The 14,552-nt window shown below is 37.0% G+C and carries 17 protein-coding genes; 15 read left to right on the top strand and 2 right to left on the bottom strand.

Annotated features, from left to right (window positions below):
- The first annotated feature begins 86 nt into the window (after positions 1–86).
- From WG904_RS09310 to WG904_RS09280, 7 genes are all read left to right on the top strand, one after another.
- Positions 87–1,025 (top strand): alpha/beta hydrolase, encoded by a 939-nt coding sequence (locus tag WG904_RS09310; protein ID WP_339579029.1) that lies wholly within the window; start codon positions 87–89, stop codon positions 1,023–1,025.
- Between the two features lie 64 nt (positions 1,026–1,089).
- Positions 1,090–2,130, top strand: a complete 1,041-nt coding sequence (pheS, locus tag WG904_RS09305; protein ID WP_339579028.1) for a phenylalanine--tRNA ligase subunit alpha — start codon at positions 1,090–1,092, stop codon at positions 2,128–2,130.
- Positions 2,130–2,546, top strand: coding sequence for a hypothetical protein (locus WG904_RS09300; protein WP_339579027.1), 417 nt, complete (start codon positions 2,130–2,132; stop codon positions 2,544–2,546). Before pheS ends, WG904_RS09300 begins: the two co-directional genes overlap by 1 nt.
- Positions 2,546–3,121 (top strand): TetR/AcrR family transcriptional regulator, encoded by a 576-nt coding sequence (locus WG904_RS09295; RefSeq protein ID WP_339579026.1) that lies wholly within the window; start codon positions 2,546–2,548, stop codon positions 3,119–3,121. The genes WG904_RS09300 and WG904_RS09295 overlap by 1 nt, the downstream gene beginning before the upstream one ends.
- A gap of 139 nt (positions 3,122–3,260) precedes the next feature.
- A complete protein-coding gene (locus tag WG904_RS09290; protein WP_339579025.1) occupies positions 3,261–3,371 on the top strand; it encodes a phenylalanyl-tRNA synthetase subunit alpha in 111 nt (36 codons plus the stop codon).
- Positions 3,372–3,501: 130 nt separating this feature from the next.
- A complete protein-coding gene (gene rlmD, locus WG904_RS09285; RefSeq protein ID WP_339579024.1) occupies positions 3,502–4,938 on the top strand; it encodes a 23S rRNA (uracil(1939)-C(5))-methyltransferase RlmD in 1,437 nt (478 codons plus the stop codon).
- Between the two features lie 24 nt (positions 4,939–4,962).
- Complete coding sequence (locus WG904_RS09280; protein WP_339579023.1) at positions 4,963–5,373, top strand: hypothetical protein; 411 nt, start codon at positions 4,963–4,965, stop codon at positions 5,371–5,373.
- Between the two features lie 64 nt (positions 5,374–5,437).
- On the opposite strand, the gene WG904_RS09275 is transcribed toward WG904_RS09280, so the two are convergent.
- The gene (locus WG904_RS09275) at positions 5,438–6,142 is read right to left on the bottom strand and encodes a head GIN domain-containing protein (RefSeq protein WP_339579022.1); all 705 of its coding nucleotides are present in this window, start codon (positions 6,140–6,142) and stop codon (positions 5,438–5,440) included.
- Between the two features lie 88 nt (positions 6,143–6,230).
- Between WG904_RS09275 and WG904_RS09270 the strand changes: the two genes are divergently transcribed.
- From WG904_RS09270 to hemH, 4 genes are all read left to right on the top strand, one after another.
- Complete coding sequence (locus WG904_RS09270) at positions 6,231–6,740, top strand: phosphoribosyltransferase family protein (RefSeq protein ID WP_339579021.1); 510 nt, start codon at positions 6,231–6,233, stop codon at positions 6,738–6,740.
- A 37-nt stretch (positions 6,741–6,777) separates the two neighbouring features.
- The gene (locus tag WG904_RS09265; RefSeq protein WP_339579020.1) at positions 6,778–7,401 is read left to right on the top strand and encodes a lysophospholipid acyltransferase family protein; all 624 of its coding nucleotides are present in this window, start codon (positions 6,778–6,780) and stop codon (positions 7,399–7,401) included.
- Between the two features lie 97 nt (positions 7,402–7,498).
- Positions 7,499–8,347 carry a 4-hydroxy-3-methylbut-2-enyl diphosphate reductase gene (locus tag WG904_RS09260; protein ID WP_339579019.1) on the top strand — a complete coding sequence of 283 codons (849 nt, stop codon included), beginning with the start codon at positions 7,499–7,501 and terminating at the stop codon, positions 8,345–8,347.
- 26 nt (positions 8,348–8,373) lie between these two features.
- Positions 8,374–9,393 (top strand): ferrochelatase, encoded by a 1,020-nt coding sequence (gene hemH / locus WG904_RS09255; protein ID WP_339579018.1) that lies wholly within the window; start codon positions 8,374–8,376, stop codon positions 9,391–9,393.
- Here hemH and WG904_RS09250 read toward each other — a convergent pair.
- Entirely contained in the window at positions 9,353–10,660 is a 1,308-nt protein-coding gene (locus WG904_RS09250) for a 3-deoxy-D-manno-octulosonic acid transferase (protein WP_339579017.1), read from the bottom strand. The two genes, hemH and WG904_RS09250, sit on opposite strands and share 41 nt — an antisense overlap.
- 18 nt (positions 10,661–10,678) lie before the next feature.
- On the opposite strand from WG904_RS09250, the gene WG904_RS09245 reads away from it, so the two are divergent.
- From WG904_RS09245 to WG904_RS09230, 4 genes are read left to right on the top strand one after another with little or no spacing between them, the layout of a single operon-like run.
- Positions 10,679–11,992, top strand: coding sequence for a UDP-glucose dehydrogenase family protein (locus WG904_RS09245; RefSeq protein WP_339579016.1), 1,314 nt, complete (start codon positions 10,679–10,681; stop codon positions 11,990–11,992).
- On the top strand, positions 11,992–12,981 hold the full coding sequence (locus tag WG904_RS09240) for a UDP-glucuronic acid decarboxylase family protein (RefSeq protein WP_339579015.1): 990 nt from the start codon (positions 11,992–11,994) through the stop codon (positions 12,979–12,981). Before WG904_RS09245 ends, WG904_RS09240 begins: the two co-directional genes overlap by 1 nt.
- Positions 12,981–14,000: a UDP-glucose 4-epimerase GalE gene (gene galE, locus WG904_RS09235; RefSeq protein WP_339579014.1), complete on the top strand. Its 1,020-nt coding sequence runs from the start codon at positions 12,981–12,983 to the stop codon at positions 13,998–14,000. The genes WG904_RS09240 and galE overlap by 1 nt, the downstream gene beginning before the upstream one ends.
- On the top strand, positions 14,001–14,552 hold the full coding sequence (locus WG904_RS09230) for a hypothetical protein (RefSeq protein ID WP_339579013.1): 552 nt from the start codon (positions 14,001–14,003) through the stop codon (positions 14,550–14,552).

Raw genomic sequence — 14,552 nt, 5'->3', positions numbered from 1 at the left:
TCAGAAAAAATGATTACTGAACAATTTGCATCGCCAATCAAAACATTACAACTTTCCAACGTTATAAAATTACAGCAATTTATCAAATGAAATCAATCTTTAAATTCGCCCTTATTCTGTTATTCCTCGGAATTTCTTTACCATCTTGTAAAAAGGATTCACCAGTAATTACCGATCCGGTCATAAAAGTGGAAGCGCAAACGCTATTGGATGTTTCTTACGGGAATTCCTCTTCTCAAAAAATGGATGTTTATCTTCCTGCAAACCGTTCTTCTTCCACAAAAGTGATTATTTTTATACATGGAGGCAGTTTTATATCAGGTGATAAAAGCGATTTTACATTCTTAGTTAAAGAATTGGTTAGAGCAAATTTTGCAGTGCTTAATGTAAATTACAGACTAGTTGATGCAACAGGTTTATACGATACACCAGTTAAACATATGGAAAGTGCGGTTAAGATTAAAGATCAAGTAACCGATATTTCAACAATAGTAAATTATGTCTTATCTAACGCTAAAGAATGGCAGGTTAGCGAAACTAAGCTTGGCCTCGCCGGACATAGTGCGGGCGCCACCTTGTCTTTATTATACGGGTATGATGCGCTTAATGCCGGCAAAGTAAAAGCTATTGCCAATTTGGCTGGCGCTTTAGATCAAACCTTTATTGATATCCCTTTTTATAATTTCTTACTTCCAGCAGGCGTTCTCGAAGCAGGATACCGGTATACCGGTTATGAAGTTGGACCAACCACAGACATCTATTATCGTGCTATAAGCCCACTATATGTGGCAAATGCGAGCCAAAAAATACCTACCCTGACGATTTTTCCGGAGCTTAATGATGTAGGTGGACTGCCGAAGCAAAACCGGGCCACATTCGATGCTTTTACTGCCAAGCTGAATAGCTTAGGTGTGCCAAATAAGTTTGTTCAAGTTGCAGGAGCAGATCACGAATTCTCTAAATCTGGAAATATAGATTTGGTTTTAAAAGAAACGATCGATTATTTTAATGCCAATTTGAAGTAAGCTATTACCTATTTGCGTGGCACTATGACTATGAGGTTTCTATTAATTGCAGTATATTTGACGCATGTTACAAGAGCAGATCACACAGTACAGCGCAGAGATCAATGCATTTGATACGTCGAATGCAGATGAGTTGGAGCAATTCAGAATTCGTTTTTTAGGTACAAAAGGAATTATCAAGGATATTTTTGATCAGTTTAAAGCAGTTTCGCCAGAAGAGAAACGTGTTTTAGGTAAGGTTTTGAACGAGTTTAAGCAACTTGCAGAAGCAAAGTATGCAGGTTTGAATGAAACACTAGCAGCCTCTATACTTAAGACTGAAGAATCAGGATTAGACCTAACCCTACCTGGCGAAGGCTTCGAAGTTGGCGCACGCCATCCTCTGGCATTGGTGCGAAGAGAAATTATCGAAATTTTCAATAAACTTGGATTTAGTGTTGCTGAAGGTCCAGAGATTGAAGACGATTGGCATAACTTTTCAGCCTTAAACTTCCCAGAAGAACATCCGGCAAGAGATATGCAAGATACTTTCTTCATTAAAAAAGGAGGCGAAAATGGCGACATTGCCCTGCGTACCCATACCTCATCTGTACAAGTAAGAATGATGGAAGCCGGACAGCCTCCGTTTAGAGCATTAATGCCAGGTAGAGTGTATCGTAACGAAGCCATTTCTGCCAGAGCGCATTGCTTCTTTCATCAAGTAGAAGGTTTATATGTAGATGAAAATGTTTCTTTTGCCGATTTAAAACAAACTTTGTTTTATTTCGTTCAAGAATTATATGGCGAAGGTACTAAGGTGCGTTTCCGCCCCTCTTATTTCCCGTTTACTGAGCCATCGGCCGAAATGGATATTTCTTGTACCATTTGTAAGGGTGCAGGTTGTCAAATGTGCAAATACAGCGGATGGGTAGAGATCTTAGGATGCGGAATGGTAGATCCGAATGTTCTAGATAATTGTGGTATCGATTCAAAAAAGTATAGCGGCTTTGCCTTCGGAATGGGCATTGAAAGAATTGCAAATTTAAAATTCGAAATAAAAGATCTTCGTTTGTTCTCCGAGAATGATGTACGATTCTTAAAACAATACAAAACAGTAGTGATCTAATGAAAAACAGGCATGTAGGTTTGATGATGATGTTGTTGCTTAGCACGGCTTGTGCTAAAGAAAATAGCTATTTGCCCGATATACCTGTAAATTTTAGCTCTCCTATAACAGATCCTCGATTAAGTAGGCTAAGTACTGCAGGTGGTGCAGTGAGTATAACTGGATATGGTATTGCAGGGTTAATTATCTATAGACGGGCTGATAACGCATATATAGCTTTTGATCGTTGTAGTACCGTAAACCCCGAACAAAAGAACGCAATTATACCCGACGACCCTAATCTAACGGCAACTGACCCTGTTTCGGGTGCAAAATATTCACTATACGATGGAAGTCCGGTGAAAGCCCCAGCCAAAACTTCGTTAAAACGATATACGGTCATTGTAACAAGCTCTACTCTCCAAGTAATTAATTAATGGAACCAGAAAAAATAAAAGAAAGCATTCTTAGAGCTGCTAAAGAGCTGTTCAGAAAATATGGTTACCATAAAACCAGTGTAAATGAGATTGCTAAAAAAGCAAGAATAGCCAAAGCCACTATTTACAAATATTTCGATAGCAAAGAACAGGTTTTAGATGCCATCCTGATGGATTATTTAGACATCAACCTACACGAAATTTTGAGCAACAAGGTGCAGTATGCAGATGAGGAAGAGCATTTAAAAGCTTTGGTGATGAAAACCTGCAGATTGTCGTATACAGTTTGTAACGAATTTATAGGTTGGGATTTTGTGCGCGAAAATGCAAACTCTCAAGAGTTTTTAAAACACCTTTCTGACCAGCTCGAAGCGTTGTTGCTCTCTGCCTATTTAGAACTTGATCACTTTAAGAGAAATCCAGCACGTAGGGGAGGCTTGGCCTTTTTACTAAAAGCAAGTAAAAGTATTGTTTTTTCATTCGCTTTTACCTCAGTTAGTGATGCCGACGTAAGGAAAAACTTCGTGACTTTTCAGAAAGAACTATTACCTTATTTGGTGAAGGCCGCGTTGTAGTATACACTTTGACAATCTTTAAATTTTGACAAAGGTAAAATGAAATAATCTTTCACATTCTTGTCTTTAAGAAAAATATACTATATACTATTTTGGTATTTGGTATATTTTATTGTATATTTGCTTAATAAGCATTATCATGAGCAAAGAAACGTTAGAGATTTCTGTAAACGTGGATGAACAATTTGATGTAGATTTTAATTTAGTACAAGGTTTATTTGGATTTATCCTCAGAATTTTTGGAAAGTAAGAATGCTATTTAATTGTTCGGCCAGCTGAGTATTTCGAACTCAGAGGGAATATCTTTTGCTTTTAAGTAGCCAGTTAGCACATTACCAAATTAGCACATTCTCAAATCCATTTTCTGTATATTTGCACCAATGAGTAGAAACAGAAGAAATGCAGAGCCCATGCGAATTGCAGGATTAAGCATTATTGATATCGCCGAAGAAGGTAAAGGGGTTGGCAAAGCCGATGAATTGGTAGTTTTTGTGGATAAGGCTGTTCCTGGGGATGTAGTTGATGTGCGCATAGTGAAAAAGAAAAAAAATTTTGCTGAAGCCGTAATCGAGAACCTGCAAACGAAATCAGCAAATCGTGTAGATCCCTTCTGTAGTCATTTCGGGACATGTGGAGGCTGTAAATGGCAACATATGGATTATGAAGCCCAATTACGGTTTAAACAGAAAAATGTAGAAGCGGCCTTGCAACGCTTAGCTAAAATTGATACCAGTAACATGGAGCCAATTTTAGGTTCTGCGGTTAATAAATACTATCGCAATAAACTCGAATATACCTTTTCGAATAAAAGATGGCTAGATGCCAATGATATGAATTTCGAAGATGAAGGAAGAGAAATGAATGCTTTGGGTTTTCATGTTCCTCTACGTTTCGATAAAATTTTAAATATAGAGCATTGTTATTTGCAAGCCGAACCAAGTAACGGTTTGCGTTTATCGGTTCGCGATTATGCTTTAAAGCACAACTTAAGTTTTTACGATTTACGAAATCACGAGGGTGCTTTGCGAAATCTAATTATCAGAACATCATCAACAGGGGAAGTAATGGTGGTGGTGGTTTTTGCCTATGCCGAACAGGAGCAAATAGACGGATTAATGGAATATTTAAAAATTTCCTTTCCAGAAATAACTGCGCTACTTTATATCGTTAACCAAAAGAAAAACGATACAATTTTCGATCAAGATGTGATCACCTATTCGGGAAGAGATCATATATTTGAACAAATGCAGATAGGAGGGTCAAAAGATGCAGTAGTTAAATTTAAAATTGGTGCAAAATCTTTTTATCAAACCAATTCCGATCAAGCATACGAACTTTATAAAATAACTAAAGAATTCGCTGATTTTAAGGGCGATGAATTGGTGTACGATTTATATACAGGGGCAGGAACCATCGCTAACTTTGTAGCCAGTAGCGTGAAGCAAGTTGTAGGGATTGAATATGTGCCTACTGCAATTGAAGATGCTAAATTTAATGCTAAGTTAAATGGCATAGAAAACACCATTTTCTATGCGGGTGATATGAAAGAGATTTTAACAGGTCATTTTATTACCGAACACGGCAAGCCTGATGTGGTCATCACAGATCCGCCAAGGGCCGGCATGCATGCCGATGTAGTAGAGCGATTACTTGAAATGGAGGCCGAAAAAATTGTGTATGTCAGTTGTAATGCGGCTACACAAGCACGGGATCTTGCCCTTTTAAAAGAAAAATACGAGGTGGTTCGGATTAAACCAGTAGACATGTTTCCGCACACCCAACATGTAGAAAATGTTGTATTATTAAAATTGCGTTAACAAAAACGCTTATTAAGTTACGGAATGAATGCAGAAGAATTATTAGGTAACCTCAACGAAGATGGGGATAACAAACCTAAAGAACCAAAGAAAAGTCCGCTAGTGAGTTTAGAGAAAGATCTAACTTTCTATGCCGATTCGATAAAAGAAGTAGCCATCGAAATCATGGTCGAAGGTATATCCTCTTTTCCAATATTTATTGCCCACCAACACGAGGTAAGCATTGGCGAGCTGATTTTAAATCGCACAGATCTTAATACCGATTGGAGTATTCAGGCTTCAACGTTGGAAGAATTTATTCAAAAAGGAATTATTCATCCCGATAAGAAAGAACATTTCTTAAAAAGCTATAAAAAACCAGAGAGCTATATGTGCGTTTTTGTTGTAGTGCCCGAGGGAGCAAATTTTGTGTATTATCCGTATCCAAAGGCTTAACTTTGTACAAAAAAGCCAATATCGCATACAATATTGGCTTTTAAACTAAAACTAAAACTTAAAATTATCTTACGTGAGTTACATCACCACTTTTTGAATTGCTTGTTTTCTTTAACGAGGCACTTCCTTTATAATTAACATCCGATCCTCCACTTGCAGCGGCCTCTAACATTTTATTTACAAAGAGATTCGCATCACTTCCCCCACTAACGTTCGCTTGCGCGTAATTTACAGGAAAGTTAAAAGCATTTACATCGCTACCACCACTCGCAGATACCTTAAAATTTTCGGCGCTACCGCTAAGTTCAGTATCGCTACCACCACTACTATTAAGACTTAAATCTTTACACGTTAACGCCAGTTTTAAATCAGAACCTCCACTGGCCGTTAAACTTAGCCTATCACTTTTTAAGGTGTTCTGTGTATATACATCAGAACCTCCTGAAGCAGCTAAACGCTTTAGGGTTTTATAATTTATATACACTTTAATACTTTGGTCTCGGAATAAGCTACTCCAGTTCATTCCACTTTTGTATTTAATCGCAACATCGCTGCCATTTTGTTCGACGATAACGTTCTCGATTACATCATTTCTACCTTTAATAGTTAAACTTTCGGTAGCACCTTGAGTAAGATAAAGATCGATACCACTACTTACGGATATTCCATTAAAATTTTTAACGGAAACATTTTTACTGTCTTGCGCTTTAACAAGGAAGGTATTGAGGGTAAGAAGGGCAATTAGGACTAAAGTTGATTTTAGATTCATAAAATTTTGATAAGGTTTATAATCATTAGACAAACACACCTATCGAAACGTTGCATGAAAACAAAAATATTTTTTAAATTTGTAACCAATGGCCGAATCACACGTACTTGTTCTCGATAAAAATCAAATTGCGCAAAAGATCAATCGTATTGCCTATCAGATTTTAGAAGATAATTTAGAAGAGAAAGAAGTGATATTAGCTGGTATTTGGGATAGAGGATATAAACTAGCGCTTCGGTTAAAGGCTGTGTTGGAGAAAATCGCCGATTTTAAAGTCACCCTCCTTCGTGTAGATCTAGAAAAATTAAACAGTAAACTGGTAGCCAAAACCGATTTGCCAGAAAGCGAATGGACAGGTAAAGTAATTATTTTGGTTGATGATGTGTTAAATAGCGGCAAAACCCTAACGTATGGACTAGGAGTTTTCCTAAATACACCACACAAAAGAATTCGTACCGTTGTTTTGGTAGATAGGAGCCATAAAATATTCCCTATTGCCACAGATTTTGTAGGCCTTCAATTGGCCACCATTTTAAAAGAACATGTTGATGTGGTTTTGGATGTGGATGGCGAAGAAGATCGGGTGTATTTAAGTTAGGTTTGCATTTACCCGTATTTTTTTGCAATTTTCCTAAATGTATAGTCCACGTAAATACGGTTTTATATCTAAATGTTATGCGTGGTATTTTGACTACATCTTTAAAAAATATTTCTCAGGATTTAATTATAGTGATATAACCATTAAGCAAGATGAGGCGGTTTTGGTATTGGCAAACCGCTTCAGTTGGTGGGATGGCTTTATGCTGTTTCAATTAAATAAGAAAGTTTTTAAAAAACAGTTCTACATTTTAGTTGCCAGTAACGACTATCAACAGATTAACTATTTGAAATATTTTGGAGCCTTTGCCCCCGAAAGTAAAGGAAAAGATGTGATCACAACTTTACATTATGCAGGTAGTTTATTAGATGATCCGAAAAATTTAGTTTTAATTTTCCCACAAGGCAAAATAAGGTCTAGCCATACCGCTAACATTAACTTCGAAAAAGGAGTGTTACAAATAATTAACGCTTCAAAAAAGAAATTCCAGGTTGTCTTCTCCGCAATTTTAATCGACTACCTTCAGCATCGTAAGCCCAAGGCAGAAGCCTATTTAACACCTTGGGAAGCCGAAGAATACATTAGCTTACAATTGCTAAAAAGCGAATATAATAAACATTATGAGAATTCGATTTCAAAACAATCGCAAAAGGCAGGTTAAGCCTAGAGCCTGTTTAAATTTATGTTGTAAATATGTTTATAGCTTATAGCTTCTGATACTCTTTTTACGTATTTTTGCAATCGATAGTAACCGTATTATGGGATATAATTTAACCGTAACAATAGATAAATCATCAGGTTTCTGCTTTGGAGTGGTGTATGCCATAGATATGGCCGAAGATATTCTCGATCAGGAAGATTATTTATACTGTCTCGGAGATATAGTACATAACGATGAAGAAGTATTGCGTTTAAAGAAAAAAGGATTACGCATCATCGATCATGAACAGCTTAGCAAATTACAAAACGAAAGGGTACTCATTCGTGCGCATGGAGAGGCACCATCCACCTACGAACTTGCGCTAAATAATAATTTAACCCTAATTGATGCCTCTTGTCCGGTTGTGTTAAAACTTCAAAACCGAATTAAGAATTCCCATGACGATGACGAACAAATTTTAATTTTTGGTAAACATGGGCATGCCGAAGTAATCGGTTTACAGGGACAAACAAATGGTAATGCTATTGTTTTTCAAGATATTGCTGAACTCGATACATTAGACCTTCCAAATAAATTTACGCTCTATAGTCAGACTACAAAAAGCGTCGACAAATTTTATCAAATTAAAGACGAATTGTTGCATCGCGGCTATGATGTAAAAGCGAATGATACCATTTGCCGACAAGTTTCTAATCGCTACGAAGAACTTGAGCAATTTGTAGCCGGTTTTGATAAAATTATTTTCGTTTCAGGAAAGAAGTCGTCTAACGGCAAAGTACTCTTTGATGTTTGCAAAAAATACAATGACAATTCTTACTTTATTTCTAATGAAGAAGAATTAGATTCTAATTGGTTTTCTCCAAACGATAAAATTGGTATTTGTGGTGCAACATCAACACCCATGTGGCTCATGGAAAAAGTAAAAACTCAACTGGAAAATCTTTAAGAATTTAAACTACGTTTATAACAACTATGGCAAAGAAGGGCATTTTATTGGTCAACCTTGGTACACCTGATAGTGCCGAAGTAAAAGATGTAAAGAAATATCTCGATCAATTTTTGATGGATGAGCGGGTAATTGATATTCCTAAATTCAATAGAACACTCTTGGTTAAAGGAATTATCGTCCCATTTCGCAGCCCTAAAACTTCGAAATTATACAAAGAAATTTGGAACGAAAACGGATCACCACTTTTATATTATAGTAAAATCCAAGCCAAACTATTGCAAGAGAAATTGGGCGAAGAATATCACGTAGAATTAGCCATGCGCTATCAAAATCCTTCCATCGAAAGTGCGTTAAAAAAGCTTAAAGAAGGATTGGTCGAAAGTATTAAGGTTATTCCCATGTTTCCACAATACGCTTCGGCAAGCACCGGGTCGGTAATGCAATTGGTAATGGAATTGGTCTCAAAGTGGCAAACTATACCGCCAATTACTTTCGTGAATTCTTTTCACGATAATAAATTAATGATCGAAGTATTTGCAGAAAATGCACGTAAACATCACCCCGAGACCTATGATCATGTACTTTTTAGCTTCCACGGTTTACCGGAAAGACAACTCCTAAAATGCGATCATACAGGTAATTATTGCTTAAAGAATAAAGATTGTTGCCAAACGTTAAACGATACGAACAAGTTTTGTTATTCGGCACAGGGTCATGATACAGCACGCTTACTCGCACAAGAATTGGGTATTGCAAAAGAAAATTATACCGTATGTTTCCAGTCGCGCTTAGGTAAAGAGCCTTGGGTGCAGCCCTATACAACCGATGTGCTAAAAAAACTTGCCTCAGAAGGAAAGAAACGTTTGTTGGTATTTAGTCCGGCTTTTGTGGCCGACTGCCTAGAAACCCTTTACGAAATTACTTTCGAGTATCACGAAGAATTTAGGGCATTAGGCGGTGAGCATGTGCAATTGGTAGAAAGTTTGAATGATCATCCAAAGTTTATTGAAGCTTTGGCAGTGATGGCAAAATCATATTTATAATCTTCTCCGTAGCCCCTCTCTTTTTCTCTACATAATCTTTCGCATTGGCAGCTGCTTTTTCATTTGCTGTAAAATGCTCAAATGCGGTAATAAGTTCAGCCTCAGTAGCAACACTTTTAGCTGCACCAATGGCAATTAAATCTTTTGCTTCTTGAAATTTATCATATTTTGGCCCAAAAATTACGGGCAATCCGAATGCTGCAGCCTCTAGGGTATTATGTATACCAACCCCAAAACCACCTCCAATATACCCTATTGTCCCATATTGATAAAGAGAAGAGAGCATTCCAATATTATCGATAATAAGGGTTTGGAGTTTGGAATTTGGAATTTGATGAGCGGTTAACTTGGAACTGAGAACTGAAAACCGTGTAGAATTAGAAAATAACCTTTCAATCTCCTGAATATGACCCTCATCAACTTCGTGGGGTGCAATAATAAATTTCCAATCTCGCTGCTTTTCTGTTAAACTAATCAATATTTTCTCATCCGCCAACCACGTACTACCAGCTATAAAAACTGGTGAATCGCCACAAAATGCTTCTACTTCAGTAATCTTCTTTGGTGAAGCAGCATTTTCGAAAACCCGATCAAAACGTGTATCCCCACTTAAGCTCACTTCAGTAATTCCTATGCCGTTTAATAATAGCACACTTTCTTCATTCTGAACAAAAAAATGGGTAACGCAGGCCAACATTTTTCGATAAAACTCCCCATACCACTTAAAAAAAGCTTGATTCGGTCTAAAAATCCCAGAAATCAAGTATAAAGGAATATGTTTAGCATGCAATTCGTTAAAGTAATTAAACCAAAACTCATATTTTGTAAAAATGGCAAGCTGAGGGTTTACTAAATCGATAAATCTTTTTGCATTGGCCAAAGTATCTATCGGGAGATAAAAAATACCATCTGCTCCAGCATAATTTTTACGAATCTCGAAACCCGAAGGTGAAAAAAAAGTAATCACTATTTTTTCTGTCGGATATTTTAATTTGATACACTCCAGTACCGGTCTGCCTTGTTCAAATTCACCTAATGAAGCAAAATGAAACCAAATCGGACGGTCATTCGCATTGATCTTAATTTGTATTTCATTAAAAACATTTTTTCTTCCTTCGTTAAATAATTTTGCTTTTTGGTGAAATAGTGATGCTATTTTAGTGACTATAGTAAATAAAGTAACCCCAATTGTATAAATCCAAATCATTTTGAATGTTAATTTCTTATCTTCGTTTCGAAGATAAATGATTAAAATTAAAACCTTCATATAAAAACAAATAAGTAGATGAAGATAGCTGTAATTGGAACTGGATATGTAGGATTGGTAACGGGAACATGCTTGGCAGAAACAGGTAATACGGTAATATGCGTAGATATTAACGAAGCTAAAGTGCAAAAAATGATAAATGGCGAAGTGCCCATTTACGAGCCAGGCTTAGATGTTTTATTTCATCGAAACATTGCGCAAGATCGTTTATCCTTTACTACCGACTTAGCCCATGCTGTAAAAGAAGCTCAAATTATATTTATGGCCTTGCCAACCCCCCCAGGTGGCGACGGTGCGGCCGATTTATCGTACATTTTGGGCGCCGCGAAAGACATTTCTAAACTCGTTACCGAGTATAAGGTAATCGTGAATAAATCTACGGTCCCAGTTGGAACTGCTGATAAAGTACAAGCCGTTTTTAAAGAAAATACTTCCATAGAAATAGATGTAGTATCTAACCCTGAATTTTTACGTGAAGGAGTAGCGGTAGACGACTTTATGAAACCTGATCGTGTGGTGGTAGGAACCCGAAGCGAAAAGGCACAAAAACTAATGGCCGAATTGTATGCGCCCTATGTTCGTCAGGGTAATCCCATATTCTTCATGGATGAGCGCTCTTCAGAACTTACCAAATATGCAGCGAATTCATTTTTAGCCACAAAAATTACCTTTATGAACGAAATCGCTAACCTTTGTGAAATCGTAGGTGCCGATGTTGATGCGGTACGAAAAGGTATTGGTGCTGATGGTCGAATTGGTAAACGGTTTCTTTTTCCAGGTATTGGCTATGGTGGAAGTTGCTTTCCGAAAGATGTTCAAGCACTTTCTATTGCGGCAAGTGCACATCAGTACGACTTTCAGATTCTGAAAGCTGTAATGGACGTTAATGAACGCCAGAAAATAGTTTTGGCCGATAAAATTTTAAAATATTATAAAAATGATATCAAAGGAAGGCACTTTGCGCTGTGGGGATTGGCCTTTAAGCCAGAAACCGACGATATTCGTGAAGCACCAGCATTATATATTATTGATGAACTCCTTAAACACGGTGCAACGATTAGTGCATTTGACCCCGAAGCCATGGAAAATGTAAAAGCCATCTTGGGCGATAAAATCATTTTTACCAGTAATCAATACGAAGCCCTAGAAAATGCAGATGCACTCTTAATTGCTACAGAATGGTCAGTATTCCGTAATCCTGATTTCGAAAGAATGGAGGGAATTTTAAAAAACAAAGTAATTTTTGATGGGCGTAATCTGTTCGATCTACAAAAAATGATCGACCTAGGCTACTATTATAATAGTATTGGCCGAAAACTAATTTCCGAATAATGGAACGTAAAAGAGTATTAATAACAGGTGCTGCCGGATTTTTAGGCTCACATTTATGCGATCGCTTTATTAAAGAAGATTTCCATGTAATCGCCATGGATAATTTAATTACCGGCGACCTGCAAAATATTGCACATTTATTTAAGTTAGAAAACTTTGAATTTTATAACCACGATGTTTCTAAATTTGTGTATGTGCCCGGCAAACTAGATTATATCTTGCATTTTGCCTCTCCCGCAAGTCCGATCGACTACCTAAAAATTCCTATTCAAACCTTAAAGGTAGGTTCTTTAGGAACACATAATCTACTCGGTTTGGCTCGGAATAAAAATGCACGCATGCTTATCGCTTCTACTTCAGAAGTGTATGGCGACCCAAGTGTTAACCCGCAACCCGAAGAATATTGGGGCAATGTAAACCCAGTTGGCCCTCGTGGAGTATACGACGAGGCTAAACGTTTCCAAGAAGCTATAACCATGGCGTACCATACCTTTCATGGTTTGGAAACAAGAATAGTTAGGATATTTAACACCTATGGCCCACGTATGCGTCTTAATGATGGACGTGTGCTGCCTGCTTTTATTGGTCAAGCCCTTCGCGGCGAAAACCTTACCGTTTTTGGGGATGGAAGTCAAACCCGTTCATTCTGCTATGTGGATGATTTGGTGGAAGGAATTTATAGATTATTATTTAGCGATTATGCTCAGCCTGTAAATATTGGTAACCCCGATGAAATTACCATTAAAGAATTTGGAGAAGAAATTATTAAACTTACGGGAACAAGTCAGAAACTTGTGCTTAAAGATTTACCTGTTGATGATCCCAAACAGCGTAGGCCAGATATTACCAAAGCAAGGGCCTTGCTTAATTGGGAGCCAAAAGTGAATAGGGCCGAGGGACTAAAAATTACCTATGAGTATTTTAAATCCTTACCAAAAGAAGCGCTGATTAATACCGACCACAAAGATTTTAAAACCTATAATAAATAATGTCACAGATACTCGTTACCGGAGGTACAGGATATATCGGTTCTCATACCGTTGTAGAGCTTTTTAATGCTGGATATGAAGTCGTAATTGTAGACGATTTATCTAATTCTGACATTAAAATTTTAGATCAGATCGAAAAAATTACAGGTAAACGACCTGAATTTGTAAGGCTCGATTTGTGCGAAGAAAAGCAATTGAAAGCTTTTGTAGAAAGCCACCCAGACATTACCGGAATAATTCATTTTGCAGCATTTAAAGCTGTTGGCGAATCAGTTCAACACCCTTTAAAATATTACCGAAATAATTTCTATAGTTTGATTAATCTTTTAACTGCATTCAATAGTACGATTAAGTTGGTGTTTTCATCGTCATGTACCGTATATGGTCAGCCCGATGTGCTTCCTGTAACCGAAAGCGCACCCGTAAAAAAGGCAGAATCACCCTATGGCAACACCAAACAAATTGCAGAAGAAATTCTTCAAGAAACCTGCTCGGTTAGTCCGGAGTTAAAAGTTATAGTTTTAAGATATTTTAATCCTGTTGGTGCCCACGACAGCGCTTTAATTGGAGAACTTCCTATTGGCATACCTCAAAATTTGGTTCCATTTATCACCCAATCTGCAATTGGCAAACGTGCTGCGATTACGGTTTATGGTGATGATTATAATACACCAGACGGATCAGCCATTCGCGATTATATCCATGTAGTCGATTTAGCCAAAGCCCATGTTTCGGCTATAAAGCGACTAGAAAAAGAGGTAGGTAAAAATTATGAAGTATTTAACATTGGAACCGGGAAAGGCACTTCCGTTCTAGAAATTATAAATGCTTTTGAACAATCAACTGGTGAAAAATTGAAGTTTACCATAGGGAAGAGAAGAGAAGGTGATATCGAACAAACTTTTGGTGATGTTAGACTTGCCAACGAGGTTTTAGGTTGGACAGCAGGGTTAGGCATTAATGAGATGATGAAATCGGCTTGGAAGTGGGAACAATATTTAAGAGATAATCCTTTTTAAATGAGGCTAAGCGAGCATAAAGAACTAAAGGTCGAAATTCTGGCATTGCCACAAAAAGAAAAGGATAAACTCTTGCTCCGCTTGGTTGCAAAAGATAAAGTACTTACCGAACATTTGCATTTTTTATTACTCGAAGATGAAACGAATTTAAATGAGCGTATAGACAAACTAAAAGAAGAAATAATAACTACGGATAAAGATCTTGCTAACGCAAAAGATGTGCTAATGAACTTGCGTAAAAGTATAAAATCGATCAATCATTTTTTGAAAGTTACTAAAGCAAATTATGAAGAAGTAGAATTAAGGATATTTTTATTAAATCATACCAAAACTGAATTTAAATCACGGGTGTTTTCATCTTTTAAAAATTATGAGCACTTATTCGCCATTTTTTTTGTAAAATCGGTGCTTGTAACGCTAAAGAAATTCGAAAAATTGCACGTAGATTTACAGTTCGACTTAAAAGAGGATTTAAATAAATTGCTGAGTAAAACATTTAATAAAAACATGGCAGCTATTGCAAATGATTTAGGTTTGCCAAAACAACGATAA

Origin of the sequence: Pedobacter anseongensis (assembly GCF_037482965.1) — a bacterium.
Classification (GTDB): domain Bacteria; phylum Bacteroidota; class Bacteroidia; order Sphingobacteriales; family Sphingobacteriaceae; genus Pedobacter; species Pedobacter anseongensis.
This window is presented reverse-complemented; position numbering and strand designations above follow the sequence as displayed.

Bases quoted from the DNA above. Each gene is read 5' to 3' on its own strand.
- WG904_RS09280 (WP_339579023.1), top strand. From the start codon at position 4,963: ATGAATGCAGAAGAATTATTAGGTAACCTCAACGAAGATGGGGATAAC.
- galE (WP_339579014.1), top strand. From the start codon at position 12,981: ATGTCACAGATACTCGTTACCGGAGGTACAGGATATATCGGTTCTCAT.
- pheS (WP_339579028.1), top strand. From the start codon at position 1,090: ATGTTACAAGAGCAGATCACACAGTACAGCGCAGAGATCAATGCATTT.
- WG904_RS09270 (WP_339579021.1), top strand. From the start codon at position 6,231: ATGGCCGAATCACACGTACTTGTTCTCGATAAAAATCAAATTGCGCAA.
- WG904_RS09310 (WP_339579029.1), top strand. From the start codon at position 87: ATGAAATCAATCTTTAAATTCGCCCTTATTCTGTTATTCCTCGGAATT.
- WG904_RS09290 (WP_339579025.1), top strand. From the start codon at position 3,261: ATGAGCAAAGAAACGTTAGAGATTTCTGTAAACGTGGATGAACAATTT.
- WG904_RS09240 (WP_339579015.1), top strand. From the start codon at position 11,992: ATGGAACGTAAAAGAGTATTAATAACAGGTGCTGCCGGATTTTTAGGC.
- WG904_RS09230 (WP_339579013.1), top strand. From the start codon at position 14,001: ATGAGGCTAAGCGAGCATAAAGAACTAAAGGTCGAAATTCTGGCATTG.
- WG904_RS09245 (WP_339579016.1), top strand. From the start codon at position 10,679: ATGAAGATAGCTGTAATTGGAACTGGATATGTAGGATTGGTAACGGGA.
- hemH (WP_339579018.1), top strand. From the start codon at position 8,374: ATGGCAAAGAAGGGCATTTTATTGGTCAACCTTGGTACACCTGATAGT.
- WG904_RS09300 (WP_339579027.1), top strand. From the start codon at position 2,130: ATGAAAAACAGGCATGTAGGTTTGATGATGATGTTGTTGCTTAGCACG.
- WG904_RS09250 (WP_339579017.1), bottom strand. From the start codon at position 10,660: ATGAAGGTTTTAATTTTAATCATTTATCTTCGAAACGAAGATAAGAAA.
- WG904_RS09265 (WP_339579020.1), top strand. From the start codon at position 6,778: ATGTATAGTCCACGTAAATACGGTTTTATATCTAAATGTTATGCGTGG.
- WG904_RS09295 (WP_339579026.1), top strand. From the start codon at position 2,546: ATGGAACCAGAAAAAATAAAAGAAAGCATTCTTAGAGCTGCTAAAGAG.
- rlmD (WP_339579024.1), top strand. From the start codon at position 3,502: ATGAGTAGAAACAGAAGAAATGCAGAGCCCATGCGAATTGCAGGATTA.
- WG904_RS09260 (WP_339579019.1), top strand. From the start codon at position 7,499: ATGGGATATAATTTAACCGTAACAATAGATAAATCATCAGGTTTCTGC.
- WG904_RS09275 (WP_339579022.1), bottom strand. From the start codon at position 6,142: ATGAATCTAAAATCAACTTTAGTCCTAATTGCCCTTCTTACCCTCAAT.